Source organism: Enterococcus wangshanyuanii (genome assembly GCF_002197645.1).
GTDB lineage: Bacteria > Bacillota > Bacilli > Lactobacillales > Enterococcaceae > Enterococcus_L > Enterococcus_L wangshanyuanii.
In genome coordinates this window covers 1,203,917-1,220,022 of sequence record NZ_CP021874.1, presented here as the reverse complement: position 1 = coordinate 1,220,022, position 16,106 = coordinate 1,203,917, and the positions used below count along the sequence as shown (strand labels likewise).

Sequence of the window (16,106 nt, the reverse complement as noted above, 5' to 3'; positions counted from 1 at the left end):
TATTTTAAAATAAAATGGGAAAAATTGCCTGACGGATTGACCGTTGTTCGTCTATTTATGACTTCTGTTATAATAAATGAGGAAAAACTGTACTAAAAAGTTCCATTTTTTGTTATACTTTTTTTAAGAAGTCGATAAATAGGGAGTCAAGACTGTTTTAGTATGGAGCTATTAGGAATTAAAACAGTGTCTTTTTATGAAAACTAGTCAAGATGAGTTGAAGAAATAGAAAAGTGGATAGATGCTTAAGAACATAGCGTTTTAGGAGGATATTATGGCGACAAAACACGATCAAATATTAAAATACATTGAAGGTTTGCCGATCGGCGACCGCATCTCAGTTCGAAGTATCGCAAAAAATCTTGGTGTTAGTGAGGGAACGGCCTATCGTGCCATCAAAGATGCCGAAAACATCGGATTAGTTTCGACTATTCAGCGGGTTGGAACGATCCGAATTGAGCGGAAATTAAAAAAGCATATTGAAAAGTTGACCTTTGGTGAAGTAGTTCGAATCATTGAAGGCGATGTGTTGGGCGGATCTGCTGGTTTAGATAAAGTTCTGAATAAATTTGTCATCGGTGCGATGACAGAAAAGGCGATGACGCGTTATATTACACCTGGTTCGCTGATGATCGTGGGGAACCGCCAAGGGGTGCAAAAGCTGGCACTGGAAAATGGCGCAGCAGTGTTGATCACCGGAGGCTTTGATACAGAAAAAGAAATTGCTGAACTAGCAGATGAACTAGAAATGCCTGTACTTAGAACGACGTATGATACATTTACAGTTGCCACGATGATCAATCGCGCGTTGAGTGATCAATTGATCAAAAAAGATATTATGTTGGTCAGTGATATTTATACCAGTTTGGAGAAAACGAATTATTTGTTTTCAACAAATACGATCGCCGATTATCAAAAATTATCTGAAAAAACCCATCATTCCCGATTTCCTGTCGTGAACAAGAGTTTACGTTTAGTGGGAATCGTCACAGCCAAGGACGTTCTTGGAAAAGCGGAGACCTTGACAATGGACAAAGTCATGACCAAAGATCCGATCATCGTCAAAAAAATGATGAGTGTCGCAAGTGTGAGTCATCAGATGATTTGGGACGGACTAGAAGTGATGCCGGTCGTTGAAGATGACTTGTCGTTGGTTGGATTCGTTTCTAGACAAGATGTGATGAAAGCCATGCAGCTCGTTCAAAGACAGCCTCAAATCGCAGACACGATCTCAGATCAAATTTCGGGAGAAGTAATGCCGGTCGATGATACAGACAAGAATGAAGAGGGGCAATTTAGATTTACAGTGACACCGCAAATGGTCAACAGCGTAGGAACAATTTCCTTTGGTGTTTTAAGCGAAATCATTTCAAACGTGACACAGCGAACGATGATTACTAACCAGAGAAGAAATGTTTTGATTGAACAAATGAGCCTGCACTATTTACGTTTGATTCAACTGGAAAGCGAACTTGATATAAGACCGCGTGTACTGGAAATTGGACGACGTTCAGCAAAGCTTGATATCGAGGTGTACTTAGAAAATGCACTAGTGGCGAAAGCAATCGTGGTTTGCCAAGTCATGGAACGAACATAGGAGGAATGAAGATGGATGTTTTAAAAGAGATTTTAACAACGATCAAAGCATATGAAACAATTATTATACATCGCCACCAGCGACCTGATCCAGATGCAATTGGTTCCCAGGTTGGGTTGGCTGAACTATTACGTACTAGCTTTCCGGAAAAAAAGATTTACCAAGTCGGCGGACCTGTTGAAGGATTAGAATTTTTAGCCACGATGGATGAAGTTTCTGATGAAGACTATGAAGATGCACTTGTGATCGTCACAGATACAGCCAATTCGCCTAGAATCAGTGATGACCGCTATAAGCTAGGAAAACAATTGATCAAAATCGATCATCATCCTAATGATGAGCCTTATGGTGATTTGGTTTGGGTCAATACAGAAGCTAGTAGCTGCAGTGAAATTATTGTTGATTTTTATCATCATAATCAAGCGGAGCTAACGATGAATGATGAAGCAGCAAGACTGCTATATGCAGGGATCATTGGCGATACTGGCCGATTTTTATATCCGGCAACGACTTCTCATACTTTAGAGGTAGCAGCAGAATTAATGACCTATGACTTTGACCCAACTGATTTAAATCGTGAGCTGGAGCAAATGCCTATGAATGTTGCCAAATTAGCAGGTTACGTGTACCAAAATATTGAGGTTGACGAAAATGGTGCTGGAAAGGTCATCCTACCGCAAAGTTTGCTGGATGAATATGGCATCGTTGATTCAGAAACTGCGGCTATTGTCTCTTTACCTGGAATGATCGATGAAGTGCTAGCCTGGGGAATTTTTGTACAACAGCCAGAAGGCTATTACCGTGTACGCTTAAGATCAAAAGGGCCTGTGATCAATGAATTAGCGAAAGAGCATCATGGCGGTGGCCATCCTTTGGCTAGTGGAGCTAATGCTAAAGACGCTGCTGAAGTTGCTGTAATCTATCGTGAAATTCAACAATTGTGCAAAAAGTTTAAAAATAACGTATGAAAGCATTTACAATTTATTGATAATCCATTATACTAATGTTAGTTGAATAGTGGATAGTGATTGTCTTAGACAAGCTAAACCTGATTATACCAAGTATTTTTATTTGGGATAGTTGGGTTTTTTTTCTTTTTTAAAGGGACGGTTACTGTTATTTCTATTCAATAAAAAATAATGTTTAGGATAAAGGAGAAAGAAAAATGAAATTGAAAAAATTGTTTGTTGGAGCAGCATTAGTATCAATGGTATTAGCAGGATGTAATAGTGGAACAGCAACAGAAGAGAAGAAAGCAGATACGAAAGAAAATAAAAATTCTGAGGTCGTGATTTATCTTGCTCGTCATGGGAAAACGATGTTGAATACGGTCGATCGTTCCCAAGGCTGGATCGATGCACCTTTAACACCAGCAGGAGTTGAAGTAGCTGAGCATTTAGGTAAAGGGTTATCGGACGTAAGCTTTGATAAAGTCGTAACTAGTGATAGTGGTCGTGCGATCGAAACGGCTGAGTTAGTCCTGCAAAATAATGGACAAGAAGATATGATCAAGAAAATGACAAAAGACAAACGTTTAAGAGAATATAATTTTGGTACCTATGAAGGATTGATGAATGAAGAAATGCTGACAGCAGTTGCAAAAGAGCAGGGAAAAACATTCGAAGAATATAATGAATGGATGCAGGAAGTCGGTTTCTATAAAGGAATTCTTGATTTTGCAGATGTGTTATCTAAGTTAGACAAGAAAAATGTTGAAGAAGGTGTCAATTGGCCCGCAGAAGATAGCCAAACGATTATTGATCGACTGACAAATGCGTTGGATGATTTAGTGAAAGACGCTCAAAAAGAAGGTGCAAATAATGTTTTAGTCGTGTCTCACGGGATGAGTATCATCACTTTATTGGGAGAATTGGATTCAAATGCTGACTTACCAGATGGCGGTTTAAAAAATGCGAGTGTCTCAAAAGTCACCTACAAAGATGGCAAATATTCAGTTGACAGTGTGAATGATCTTTCCTATGTAGAAAAAGGGCAAGAAGCAAAATAAGTTGTAAGCCACTACGGCTTCCCGCGGGGCTTTCCTTTCACTACAAAATACGATAGAATAAAGAAGAATGAGGGCAATCAGGTTGCTATAACTGGTTGCTTTCTGACTGATTAGTTAAAGGAGAAATGAAATGGAAAATTTACCAAGTTGCCCTGAATGCGGCTCTACTTATACTTATGAGGATCGCGGCATGATGATTTGTCCAGAATGCGGACATGAATGGTCGACAGAAGAAGCTGCTGAAGATACAACAGCTGTAATCAAAGATGCTAATGGAAATGTATTGGCAGATGGTGATAATGTCACAGTCATCAAAGATCTAAAAGTCAAAGGTGCCAGTGGTGCAATAAAACAGGGAACGAAGGTCAAAGGCATTCGTTTAGTTGCAGATGCAGCTGATGGACACAATATTGATTGTAAAGTAGAAGGCTTTGGTCCGATGAAATTGAAATCGGAATTTGTGAAGAAGAATTAGGAATGTGATAATTTGTTTATAAGATTTCATTGAGTAATTAGATAGCTATCTAGTTACTCTTTTTTGATATTTTATGTTTTGATAATACAAGATATATAGTTAGTTGTATCTTGTAGCAACTCTATATTTTTTATTGTGTACTATGTCCAATGGAGTTCGAATGAAAAATGTATAGTGATATTATCTATTCATTTCTATTTTACGAATTAAATATACTGAATTGAATACCCTAGCTCAACGGGAACAGAAGAAATTTTTTGAATTTTATTTTCATGAAAAAATGTGAATAGTGCGTAATTAATAGGAGAAAGCGAGAGCGTATTGTTTCTCGTTTTTTTTAGCAAATGTCAGAACCTATTAATTTTCATATCTCGACCAACCCCACCAATTAGGAACTAACTCTTCAAGTGTAATCGTTTCTCGTTTCTGATAATCAACCATGATTTCTGTCTCTTTATTTTTAGGAGAAAACTGTAGCAATAGTTCTCTACAAGCGCCACACGGCATTCCACCCAGTCCTTCAGGTGCTTCACTACGAAAGGTTATGATGCGTTTTATAACGGTTTGACCACTATTCATATACATATTTAATGCGGCTGTCCGTTCAGCACATAAATCCATCACGCCACTGCAACTTTCAATACAAAAACCAGTGTAAATTTCACCGTTTTCGCTTTCTAAAGCACTGACTACATGGTGCGCATAAATAAATGAGGTGACTTCTGTGGGATAATATTCTTTTTTCGCTTTTTCGTACAAGGTTTTCCAGATATCCATAAATTTACCTCTGTTATTTAGTGATAATCTTAATTATAGCAAGTGGCTACTATAAAAAGCAATGAAGGGTTATAATTAAAAAAGGCTGGAATGGAGACGTATCTTCATTCCAGCCACATACTTTCTATTTATTTTTTAATTGGATTCATCACGAAAAGACTTTACCCTCTTTACACCTCTCAAGAGATTGAGAATTGCCAACACTGCACCTAAAATAAGTGGAAGCCACAATAATTCTGGTGAATAGCCTAATTTTTCTAGTTGTTCAGTGGCATGATTTTCTTCTAACGTCCATAATCCTTGAAGGACTTGAAAACTGAAAGCCATCATAAAGACTCCGATCAATAAAAGGACAAAACCGATGTAATGAATCTTACTTTTTTTCCGAATAATAGCGAAAATAATATATAAAAAGACTAAAAAAACAGGAACGCCAAAAGCAAAATAAGCATTTAACATAAAAAAACCTCCTCGAATAAACGTTCATAGAACGGGCTAAATAATTATATCAGGCTATCTATTTCAATCATACTGCAATTTTTTTGATTTGCAAAATATATTTTTTCTTAAATAGACTTATTATGAATGACAAAGTAGTCATTTTCTACTACACTGAAAGTGAGGAAGTGAGTCGACATGTCAGCTTATACAGTACCGATCAAAACGGCAATGATCGTTTTTCCATTCTTAGCATTTGCGATTTCGTTTGTTCTGGTGATTCGAGAGTACCGCAAATACGGCACATTTTTATTATGGCGGGCAATTATTCTTTATTCATTTGTCTTTTATCTTCTCTGTGCCTATTTTTTAGTTATTTTACCCTTACCGCCTAGAGCAGAGGTTGCTCAATATACGAGTCAATATTTAGAGTTACGTCCGTTTTATTTTGTAGAGCGTTTCTTGAATGGAACAGTGTTGAATATCCATGAGCCAAGTACATTTGTTCCTGCATTAAAACAAGGAGTTGTGTTGGAGCCTGTATTTAATATGTTGCTTTTGATGCCTTTCGGAGTGTATCTGCGGTACTATTATAAATTTTCCTTTAAAAAAGTTGTGCTTGCTAGTTTTCTGCTCTAGTTATTTTTTGAATTGACTCAACTGAGTGGTCTGTATTTTATTTATCCTAGGCCTTATCGCTTAGCGGATGTGAATGATTTGATCAACAATACATTCGGCGGTATCTTGGGCTATGCGATCACACCGATGCTGACCTTTTTATTTCCAACGAGAGATGAATTGGATGAAACAGCCTATGAAAAAGGACAGTCTGTTAGTCTGTTTAGACGTTTTGCGGCGTTTTTGATCGACTGGTTTGTTATTTCGATCGTTCAAGGTGTGCTGATCTTTTTACTCAAATTGATTCCTGAATATCGGACTCTTTTGTCAGAGTATCCGTTTCTGGAAGATCGTATTTGGTTTTTTGTGATGGTTTTCGTTGTATTTATGATCCTTCCAACTGTGACAAATGGCGAAACGCTTGGTAAAAAGATCGTACGAATCAAAATCGTACAAGAAGGACGTGAGAGAATCAGCTTTAAAGCGTTATTCGTCCGCTATGGCTATTTGTATTTTGTCTATGGTTTAATCAGCTTATTCATTTCCGGACCAGCTGGATTACTCAACTCGTCGAATCGGATGCTTCAGTTGGTCACACTGATGCTGTTTCTTTTCTGTCTATTTTTACTATTTTTATTCGCAATAAATGTAGTTTATGTGCTTTTTTCTAAGAAGCGACGTCTGTTTTATGAAAAAGCCAGTCATACGTATACGATCAGTACGATAAAAAGAGAGAAAATGATCGAAAATGACTAAGGCTTAATGGATTTTATGGTATAATGCATGAGGACTTAGACAACAAGGATAGAAAGCGGTGAGAAAATGAGTTCATTTAAACAATTTCAATTCAATGATTTTATTATGGAAGCATTAGCAGATAAAGGGTTTGAACAGCCAACAGAGGTACAGGAAAAATTGATTCCTGTAATCAAAAAAGGCAAAAGTGTGATCGGTCAATCTCAAACAGGAAGTGGAAAGACCCATACATTTTTACTACCTTTGATGAACAAAATAAACCCTCAATTAGATGAGGTACAAATCTTGATCACAGCGCCAAGTCGTGAACTGGCGAATCAAATTTATCAGGAAGCAAGCCAAATTGGAAAATTCAGCCAACCAGAAATTCGTGTGACTAATTTTGTTGGAGGAACTGATAAACAGCGTCAACTGGCTAAGTTGAAAAATCAGCAGCCGCATGTTGTGATCGGTACACCAGGAAGAATTTTGGATCTGATCAATGAGCAGGCCTTAAAAGCACGCACAGCGTTTGCCTTTGTCGTTGATGAAGCGGATATGACTTTAGATATGGGCTTTTTAGAGGATGTCGATCAAATTGCTGGTCGCTTGCCAAGTAATTTACAAATGCTGGTCTTCTCAGCAACGATCCCTGAAAAATTGAAACCATTCCTTAAAAAGTATATGGAAAATCCTGTCGTTGAACACATTCAGCCAAAAAATATTATTTCTGAAACGATCGATAACTGGTTGATTTCAACGAAAGGCAAAGATAAGAACCGTTTGATTTATCAATTGTTGACAATCGGTCATCCCTATTTAGCGATCGTCTTTGCGAATACGAAGCAGCGTGTGGATGAGATCACGGAATACTTGAAAGGTCAAGGCCTAAAAGTAGCAAAGATCCATGGTGATATTTCTCCAAGAGAACGTAAACGCGTGATGCGTCAAGTTCAGGATTTGGAATTTCAATATGTTGTGGCTACTGATTTAGCGGCACGAGGGATCGATATCGAAGGCGTGTCCCATGTAATCAATGCGGAAGTGCCAAGTGATTTGGATTTCTTTATCCATCGGGTGGGAAGAACAGGTCGAAACGGACTTGACGGAATTGCAATTACACTCTATTCACCAGCCGATGAGGAAGCAATCTCAGAAGTAGAGCAGCTGGGCATCAAATTCCAGCCAAAAGAAATTAAAGACGGTGAAGTCGTTGATACTTATGACCGTAACCGTAGAACAAAACGCGAAAAAACGAAGGATGCGCTTGAAGATCCAACATTGATCGGTTTAGTTAAAAAGAAAAAGAAAAAAATCAAACCTGGCTATAAGAAAAAAATCGATTGGGCTATTTCCGCCAGCAATAAGCAAAAGCGTAAAGTTGAACGTCGGCAACAAACAAGAACAGCCAAAAAGTCAAAAAAAAATAGTTATAAATAGTCAGACTGAGATAAAGGTGATCGTTACTTTTATCTCAGCTTTTTTGTTTTTAAAGAGAAGCACCATGTGATGAAACAGTTGGTGATTTTTCTTAATGAAAATCCTTTTCAATGGTATACTTGAGGTAACTGACAGTTTTATAGGAATGAGGAGGAGCCGTTTTGGAGCTATTTGAACAAATTGAATGGGCACAGTGGAAAAAATTGACCGATACTGAAAAGACAGCTTGTTTGCAGCAATTATTAATGTATTTTATTCCTCCGAAAGTAGATATTACGATGATTGAGCTTGTTGATTTTGAGCTCTATGGGATTAAATGTCGTACTTTTGAAATTGAGCTAGATGGAGAGTTATTTGTTTTTATTCCTAAAAATAGTAAAGCGATCTTAGGTTGGGATTTAGGGGCAGAAGGATTGCGCCCTCATGAGCTTTTAAATTTTGATGTTACAAGTCTTGAACAAACACAATTTAAAACAACATTGACGAATGAAGCAATCGATTCTAATGCTCAATGGCTTGAGCCAGAAGAGCTTTATGATTTGCATACGCTAGAAGGCATTTCAACTTATATTAATGACCATACAACATCGCTAAGAAAAGCAGAGGTTCCTGCGATGTTTGTGCAAAAATATGCCTTACCAGCCGGCACGGAGTTTTTAGGCATTATCGATACGATCACTGGTGCCTTTGAAGGAGAGGTTGAAGCGTTTGCTTCTTGTGAAAAGAAAATTTGTGAGGCCATCTTTCCTAAACTAACAGCAGTCGAAAGTTTGACCTGGTCTTTTCCTCAAACGGTTTTAGAAGAAAATCAGTTTTATTTAGAATTTGTTCCTGATGCGGAATGCTATTTTGTTTATGATCACAAAGCCTATACGCATTCACAGCTAAGAACGGCGATACAGCAGCAAGGGTTTGATCTTTTAACAGAGGATCAGTGGGAATTTGCTGTGGGAGCAGGGACTAGACGATTGTTTCGTTGGGGAAATGAGTTACTTTTACAAAACAATGAATCCGGTAGGAAAATCAAAGAAAAGATGAATGGCTCTAACATGTTTGGCTTGGTGGTGGATACACAAAGAAATCGGTACGAACTTACTCAAGATCCAGCTGTTTCAAAACTGAGTGTTCAATCAAATGGAAGTCATTTGATTGAACAGATGCTGCCGCTGTCTACTTATTACTGTTCCGAGCATTTGGTGCAGCCTGATCAAGAATTAGATCCAGAGAAATATCTTTATCGTAAAAGTATCATCGTTGACTTATAAGTGAAAGGCAGGAACGGTTATGCAGGAATTTTTGACCAGCTGGATGAATTTATTTAGATATACCGACAGTATCGTTCACAATGGCTTATTGACCCTTTTTTATGGATGGTCGATGTTCTATTTTACTCGTTTATTCATTGATCTAGGAAAAGATCTCAAACTAAAACGAGTTAGTTTAAAAAGGCGGATCCCTCAGCTGATCAGTGTTTTCGTTATAAATATATTATTGGGCTCGTTTCTATTAGCCTTGTTACAGCCTTCGTTTTTCAAAAAGTGGCAGTTTAACGGCTGGTTATTTAATGATGTCATGCTGGGGATCATTTATGGTGTGATACTTGTAACGTTTATATTTATGCTGCATTCATTGTTTAAAAAGAATAAAGCAGGGGTCAAAAAAAGCATACAAATTTATACTATGGTTTTTATTGTTGAATTTCTAGTAGCAACATTTGTGATGACTGTTTTTGCTGGCGCTTTTTCGAGGATCGTTTTTGAACAAGATGCTCAAACGATCGTGACGAAAAATAAAGCAGGCAACTCGATATCCATCAATAAAATCAGACAACGAATTCCTAACGGCAGATCCAGCTCTGGAATTTCTACGAGTATGACTTACTTTTTGATTACTGCAGTGGATTTAAAAACGGGTGAAACGGCGTGGACAAAACATTCTAAGTGGCAGGAATATCTCATCGGCAGTACACAGGACGGTCTATTTACAGTCGATAGTAAAAAAGAACGGCTCTATTTTATTGATGAGGCAACGGGGAAAATCCGTCTGACTGAACAAGAATGGTTGGCAGAAATCCCAGAACTAAAGGATAATTTAAGCTATCAGCAAACAGACTATGCGATCATCGATGAATCTTCGATTTATTTTTATGGCTTAGATGGTCACTATTATAAAGTTGATTTAAAAACAAAAGAGGTCATCAAAAATTCTGACTATGAAAAAATTGTAGATCAGTATAATGGTTTCATGAAAGAACATTGGAATTCATTAGATACTCAAAAGGAATTAGCAGCACTTGAGAAATTATATCCAGATTTTCTTGACGTTGAAGTTGAACCTAGTATGAACGAACAAGATATGGCTTTTGTTGTTTATAAAGCAAAGCGGCATTCAAAGGAAAAAATCTTAGCTAAGGTATCCTTAAAGAAAGCACAAATTTTCTGGCGGACTGTATTGGATCAGGATACCGACAGTGAAGATCCGGTGATGCTTTTCAAGGAGAATAATGCGGTCTATGCGGTAACTGGACGTAAGCAATATAAGATAGATGAACAGAATGGGCAACTGCTCTATCTGTATGATTATCAATATAATGAAAGACAAAAATAGCTGATTTTGTTGAGCAAAGACATAGGCAAAAGGATAATTCCGGCTGCTTATTGACAAAACAGTCAAAAATCCTTATAATTTCAAGTGTCTAAAAGAATGGATTGACCAAAAGTACGCGGATGTAGAGACATTTCTCCTGGCTGAAAAGAAATGCCCGTATGTGTTGATTTTGCTCTCTTTTAATAATCGTGCTGGAAACAGTGCCGCATATCCTGCGTTATCGGATCGTTTAAGAGGTAATGAATGTCAGGCGGCTTCATTGCAAACAAGGTGGTACCGCGAATTATCGTCCTTGTGTTGCAATGGAGAGCGCCTTTTTTATTGCGTCAACCGACAAAACTAAGCAAAGCAAGAAAGAGGTCATCAGAGAATGAAGGAATTATCAAGTAGTCAAGTGCGTCAAATGTATTTAGACTTTTTCAAATCAAAAGGTCATTCGATCGAACCGAGTGCATCATTAGTGCCTGTCAATGATCCTACTTTATTATGGATCAACTCAGGTGTTGCCACATTAAAAAAATATTTTGATGGATCAGTAGTTCCAGAAAATCCAAGAATCACGAATGCGCAAAAATCAATTCGGACAAATGATATCGAAAATGTTGGGAAAACTGCGCGTCATCATACGATGTTTGAAATGCTGGGAAACTTTTCGATCGGCGATTACTTTAAAAAAGAAGCGATCCACTGGGCTTGGGAATTTTTAACAGCACCAGAATGGATGGCGTTTGATCCGGAAAAATTATATGTCACAGTTTATCCAAAGGATACAGAAGCAAAACGTATTTGGCATGAAGAAGTGGGCTTATCAATGGATCACATTATCGACATCGAAGATAATTTCTGGGATATTGGTGCAGGTCCTTGTGGTCCCGATTCTGAGATTTTTTATGATCGTGGAGAAAGCTTCAACGATGTAGCAGAAGATGATCCAGAAAATTATCCTGGCGGCGAAAATGAACGTTATTTAGAAATTTGGAACCTTGTATTTTCTGAGTTCAACCATCAAGCGGATGATTCCTACGAGCCATTACCACATAAAAATATTGATACGGGCATGGGGCTGGAACGTATGGTATCGATCGTTCAAAATGCGCCGACCAACTTTGAAACAGATTTATTTATGCCGATCATCAAGGCAGTAGAAAAATTAAGTGGACAAGTCACTTATGGTCAATCACCGCAAACAGATATTTCATTTAAAGTCATTGCTGACCATATTCGTGCATTATCGTTTGCGATCGGTGACGGTGCGCTTCCTTCAAATGAAGGCCGTGGCTACGTGTTACGTCGTCTATTACGTCGTGCAGTCATGCACGGGAAAAAGCTTGGCATCAATGAAGCTTTCTTATATAAACTGGTTCCAGTTGTTGGCGAAGTGATGGTCAGCTATTATCCGGAAGTATTACAACAAAAAGAATTCATTGAAAAAGTTGTGCGTACAGAAGAAGAACGTTTCCATGAAACGATCAATGAAGGATTAGACATTTTAAATGAACTTCTAGCTAAAGTTAAATCAGCTGATGAAGATACATTGAATGGAAAAGACATTTTCAAACTTTACGATACGTATGGTTTCCCAGTAGAATTAACAGAAGAAGTCGCTGAGGATGAAGGGTTGAAAGTCGATCATGCTGGCTTTGAAAAAGAAATGGAAGCCCAACGTGAACGTGCTCGTTCTGCCCGCAGTAAAGAAACATCGATGGGCGTGCAATCTGCTGTTTTAACGGATATCAAAGTAGAAAGCAAATTCGTCGGTTATACAGAACTACAAGCATCAAGTCAATTATTGATCATTTTAAAAGACGAAGAAATCGTGAATGAACTTTCGGACGGTACTGCCCAATTGATTTTTGCAGAAACGCCTTTCTATGCTGAAATGGGTGGACAAGTTGCGGATAAAGGAACGATCAAAGATCAAAATGGAACGATCGTGGCTCATGTGGAAAATGTCTTAAAAGCACCAAACGGACAATTCCTGCACACCGTTCAAGTGACAGGAACAGTAACTGAAGGAGCAACCTATGAACTGCATGTGGATGAAAAAATGCGCAATCGTATTTTGAAAAATCATACGGCAACTCATTTATTGCATCGTGCGTTAAAAGATATTTTAGGCGATCATGCAAATCAGGCAGGATCTTTAGTCGCACCTGGACATCTACGTTTTGACTTCACTCACTTTGGACAGGTGACACCTGAAGAATTAGTGCAGATGGAAGCGATCGTCAATGAAAAAATTTGGGCAGCTCTTCCAGTTGAAACGATCGAAACGGATATCGATACAGCGAAAAATATGGGAGCAATGGCACTCTTTGGCGAAAAATACGGCAAGGAAGTCCGTGTCGTGAATATTGACGGTTATTCAATTGAATTATGTGGTGGAACGCACGTGAAAAATACAGAAGATATCGGTATTTTCAAAATCGTTTCTGAATCAGGGATCGGCGCAGGCGTTCGCCGGATCGAAGCTGTAACAAGCAAAGAAGCCTATGAACTGATGAATGAAGAAGAACAACAATTGAAAACTATTGCTGGAATCGTTAAGTCACCTCAACTAAAAGAAGTTGTGTCAAAAACAGAGCAATTACAACAGCAATTACGTGAGCTGCAAAAAGAAAATGAGCAGCTTGCAGGAAAATTAGCCAATCAACAAGCGGGAGATATTTTCAAGGATATCAAAGAAGTTGCGGGTACGACGTACATTGCGGCACAAGTCAACGTGAAAGACATGAATCAATTACGTCAACTAGCTGACCAATGGAAACAAAAGGAATTGTCAGATGTATTGGTTTTAGCGACAGCACAAGATGAAAAAGTTAGCTTGCTTGCTGCAATGACTAAAACAGCAAATGATAAAGGCTTGAAAGCTGGAGATTTGATCAAAGCGATCGCGCCGAAAGTTGGCGGAGGCGGAGGCGGACGTCCAGATATGGCACAAGCTGGCGGTAAAAATCCAGCGGGGATTGTGGATGCGTTGAACGAAGTCACTAATTGGCTGACAAAATAATAGCTATTAATTTTTATTCTGAAGAGGATGGGACAGAAGTGTCAAACTCCGAGAAATAAGAGGGAATTCACGAAAATTGCTCTTCAAATTTTTGTGAATTTCAGCTTATTTCCGAAGGAGTTGCTTCTGTTTCCACCGTTTATTAAGATTTAGAGTGCGAAACAAAACTGATTTTTAGTTTTGTCCCGCACTCTTTTGTTTCGTTGTTTTTTATGATTCAGAGGTCTATTTCTTTCTTTTTTTTCATTTTGTTGTTAGATTTATTTTAATAAGTCTCATTTATATGTAATAGAGAGGTGCTTAGAAAGTAGATTCACGGCTATATTTTCAACGAAAGTATTTTTTGAAAATTTCTTTGAAAATAGAAAAATAGGTATCCATTGATCAAAATAATCAACATTTTTATAAGAGAGTGAGGTTGAGCGAAATGAGTTCTGAAAAACATCAGGCACGATCTTTTGAAACAGGCGAAAATTTCACCAGCCATACTTATTTTGGTTGTCATCCAAAAACGGTCGATGGCAAGCAAGGCTTTGTCTTTAGAGTTTGGGCACCGAATGCGCAGCAAATTTGGTTGGTAGGTGATTTTAATGAGTGGGACCGCTCGATACCATTGACAAAGACGGAACAACCGGCGATTTGGGAAGGATTTAGTGAACGTCCGCAAATTGGGGATCTCTATAAATATTTAGTAAAACAGAAGGATGGTCGAGAAGTCTATAAAATAGACCCATTTGCTGTTGCATTTGAAAAAAGACCGAATAGTGCAGCGATCATTCAAGTTGTAGTTGAAAGAAAATGGATCGATCATACTTGGCGAAAAAGACAGAAAAACCTGAATTCATCTGAACGACCATTGAATATCTATGAAGTACATGCTGGTTCTTGGCAGGTGAAAGAAGATGGTACTCCATTGACGTTTAAAGAGCTTAAGGAGACATTGATTCCATATGTGAAAAAGCTGGGTTACTCTCATATTGAATTTATGCCCTTGATGGAGCATCCGCTTGGCGCGTCGTGGGGATATCAACTAACTGGTTATTTTGCTGTTTGTTCAATTTATGGAACCACTGAGGAATTTCAAGCGTTTGTAGAAGCTTGTCATTTAAATGATCTAGGTGTCATTATTGATTGGGTACCTGGGCATTTTTGCATCAATGATGATAGTTTGGCTTATTTTGACGGAAGCGCCCAATTTGAATATGCTAACGAGTTACAAGCTAAAAATATCCGTTGGGGTGCGTTGAACTTTGATTTAGCTAAGCCAGAGGTACAAAGCTTCTTGATTTCCAGTGCCCTTTATTGGATCGACACTTTTCATATCGATGGGATTCGGGTAGACGCGGTTTCGAACATGCTTTATCTAGATTATGACGAGCCGATTGAGGCTGCCATCGGCTCGGGTGATCATCGCAATTGGGCTGGTTTTCATTTTTTGCAGAAGCTGAATGCGGTGATAAAACAGAAGCATCCTGAGATCATCATGATTGCAGAAGAAAGCTCCTCCGAGATAAAAATTACTGGAAACATCTCAGACGACTCGTTGGGCTTTGATTATAAGTGGAATTTAGGCTGGATGAACGACACGCTGTGCTTTTATCAAATGGATGCAGCTTTTCGGAAGTATAATTTCCAGCGATTGACTTTCTCACTGATGTATATGTTCCAAGAAAAGTACATTCTTCCACTTTCCCATGATGAAGTCGTTCACGGTAAACGGAGCTTGATGCATAAAATGTGGGGCGATCGTTATAAGCAATTCGCCCAACTTAGGAATTTATATATGTATCAAATGACTTTTCCGGGGAAAAAACTGTTATTTATGGGAAGTGAATGGGGACAATTTTTAGAATGGAAACATGATGAAGCGTTGGAATGGATCGATTTGAATGATGCGTTGAATCAGCGTATGCAGTATTTCACAGAAGTGATTAATCGATTGTATACAGAAGAAAAAGCCTTGTGGGAGTTGGAGCATTCCGAAAAGACGATCGAAATAATCGATGCAGACAATGCAGAAGCAACGGTTTTGAGCTTTATCCGAAAAGGAAAACGGAAAAAAGATTTTCTGATCATCGCCTTAAATTTTTCGCCAATCGAGCACAAAGAGTTCATTCTAGGCGTTCCATTTCCAGGAATCTATGAAGAAGTACTTAATACAGAAATGAACGTGTTCGGAGGGACATGGATAAGAAAAAATCAAGACTGCCAAACACAGAAAAAAAATTTCAAAAGCTTTGAGTATCAAATCCAAACGATCGTTCCTGCTTTGGGAGGAATCATCATAAAACCAAAAGAAATCAATACTCGTATCAAATAATGAACCTTTTAGAATAAGTCATCAAGGATTTACTTGTAAAATAATCAGACCTTGAAAGGGGAGAAGGGTGATTTTTGCCCG

The 16,106-nt window shown here is 38.2% G+C and carries 11 protein-coding genes and 1 pseudogene; 10 read left to right on the top strand and 2 right to left on the bottom strand.

The genetic code is table 11. The features are described 5' to 3' along the window. Positions 1-274: 274 nt before the first annotated feature. From CC204_RS05845 to CC204_RS05830, 4 genes are all read left to right on the top strand, one after another. Positions 275-1,597 carry a DRTGG domain-containing protein gene (locus CC204_RS05845; protein WP_088269287.1) on the top strand — a complete coding sequence of 441 codons (1,323 nt, stop codon included), beginning with the start codon at positions 275-277 and terminating at the stop codon, positions 1,595-1,597. 11 nt (positions 1,598-1,608) lie between these two features. Next, on the top strand, positions 1,609-2,565 hold the full coding sequence (locus CC204_RS05840; protein ID WP_088269285.1) for a DHH family phosphoesterase: 957 nt from the start codon (positions 1,609-1,611) through the stop codon (positions 2,563-2,565). A gap of 197 nt (positions 2,566-2,762) precedes the next feature. After that, a complete protein-coding gene (locus CC204_RS05835; RefSeq protein WP_088269283.1) occupies positions 2,763-3,605 on the top strand; it encodes a histidine phosphatase family protein in 843 nt (280 codons plus the stop codon). Positions 3,606-3,735: 130 nt separating this feature from the next. Next, positions 3,736-4,080: a zinc ribbon domain-containing protein YjdM gene (locus CC204_RS05830; RefSeq protein WP_088269281.1), complete on the top strand. Its 345-nt coding sequence runs from the start codon at positions 3,736-3,738 to the stop codon at positions 4,078-4,080. Between the two features lie 357 nt (positions 4,081-4,437). On the opposite strand, the gene CC204_RS05825 is transcribed toward CC204_RS05830, so the two are convergent. Both CC204_RS05825 and CC204_RS05820 read right to left on the bottom strand, forming a co-directional pair. Then, positions 4,438-4,857 carry a cytidine deaminase family protein gene (locus CC204_RS05825; RefSeq protein ID WP_088269279.1) on the bottom strand — a complete coding sequence of 140 codons (420 nt, stop codon included), beginning with the start codon at positions 4,855-4,857 and terminating at the stop codon, positions 4,438-4,440. Between the two features lie 135 nt (positions 4,858-4,992). Beyond that, entirely contained in the window at positions 4,993-5,316 is a 324-nt protein-coding gene (locus tag CC204_RS05820) for a hypothetical protein (protein ID WP_088269277.1), read from the bottom strand. Positions 5,317-5,493: 177 nt separating this feature from the next. Here CC204_RS05820 and CC204_RS05815 point away from each other — a divergent pair. The 6 genes and pseudogenes from CC204_RS05815 to glgB all read left to right on the top strand — a co-directional run bounded on the left by CC204_RS05815 (position 5,494) and on the right by glgB (position 16,025). Further along, positions 5,494-6,669, top strand: a pseudogene (locus tag CC204_RS05815) (VanZ family protein). 66 nt (positions 6,670-6,735) lie between these two features. After that, positions 6,736-8,088, top strand: a complete 1,353-nt coding sequence (locus CC204_RS05810; protein WP_088269275.1) for a DEAD/DEAH box helicase — start codon at positions 6,736-6,738, stop codon at positions 8,086-8,088. Positions 8,089-8,249: 161 nt separating this feature from the next. Further along, on the top strand, positions 8,250-9,353 hold the full coding sequence (locus CC204_RS05805; protein WP_088269273.1) for a DUF7278 family profilin-like fold-containing protein: 1,104 nt from the start codon (positions 8,250-8,252) through the stop codon (positions 9,351-9,353). 19 nt (positions 9,354-9,372) lie between these two features. Continuing rightward, positions 9,373-10,695 (top strand): PA2928 family protein, encoded by a 1,323-nt coding sequence (locus tag CC204_RS05800; protein WP_088269271.1) that lies wholly within the window; start codon positions 9,373-9,375, stop codon positions 10,693-10,695. Positions 10,696-11,065: 370 nt separating this feature from the next. Beyond that, positions 11,066-13,705 carry an alanine--tRNA ligase gene (alaS, locus tag CC204_RS05795; RefSeq protein WP_088269269.1) on the top strand — a complete coding sequence of 880 codons (2,640 nt, stop codon included), beginning with the start codon at positions 11,066-11,068 and terminating at the stop codon, positions 13,703-13,705. Positions 13,706-14,132: 427 nt separating this feature from the next. Continuing rightward, positions 14,133-16,025, top strand: coding sequence for a 1,4-alpha-glucan branching protein GlgB (gene glgB, locus CC204_RS05790; RefSeq protein ID WP_088269267.1), 1,893 nt, complete (start codon positions 14,133-14,135; stop codon positions 16,023-16,025). Positions 16,026-16,106 lie beyond the last annotated feature (81 nt).

Excerpts from the sequence above, each read along its gene's own strand:
- CC204_RS05845 (WP_088269287.1), top strand. The coding sequence starts at position 275 with ATGGCGACAAAACACGATCAAATATTAAAATACATTGAAGGTTTGCCG.
- CC204_RS05840 (WP_088269285.1), top strand. The coding sequence starts at position 1,609 with ATGGATGTTTTAAAAGAGATTTTAACAACGATCAAAGCATATGAAACA.
- CC204_RS05835 (WP_088269283.1), top strand. The coding sequence starts at position 2,763 with ATGAAATTGAAAAAATTGTTTGTTGGAGCAGCATTAGTATCAATGGTA.
- CC204_RS05830 (WP_088269281.1), top strand. The coding sequence starts at position 3,736 with ATGGAAAATTTACCAAGTTGCCCTGAATGCGGCTCTACTTATACTTAT.
- CC204_RS05825 (WP_088269279.1), bottom strand. The coding sequence starts at position 4,857 with ATGGATATCTGGAAAACCTTGTACGAAAAAGCGAAAAAAGAATATTAT.
- CC204_RS05820 (WP_088269277.1), bottom strand. The coding sequence starts at position 5,316 with ATGTTAAATGCTTATTTTGCTTTTGGCGTTCCTGTTTTTTTAGTCTTT.
- CC204_RS05810 (WP_088269275.1), top strand. The coding sequence starts at position 6,736 with ATGAGTTCATTTAAACAATTTCAATTCAATGATTTTATTATGGAAGCA.
- CC204_RS05800 (WP_088269271.1), top strand. The coding sequence starts at position 9,373 with ATGCAGGAATTTTTGACCAGCTGGATGAATTTATTTAGATATACCGAC.
- alaS (WP_088269269.1), top strand. The coding sequence starts at position 11,066 with ATGAAGGAATTATCAAGTAGTCAAGTGCGTCAAATGTATTTAGACTTT.
- glgB (WP_088269267.1), top strand. The coding sequence starts at position 14,133 with ATGAGTTCTGAAAAACATCAGGCACGATCTTTTGAAACAGGCGAAAAT.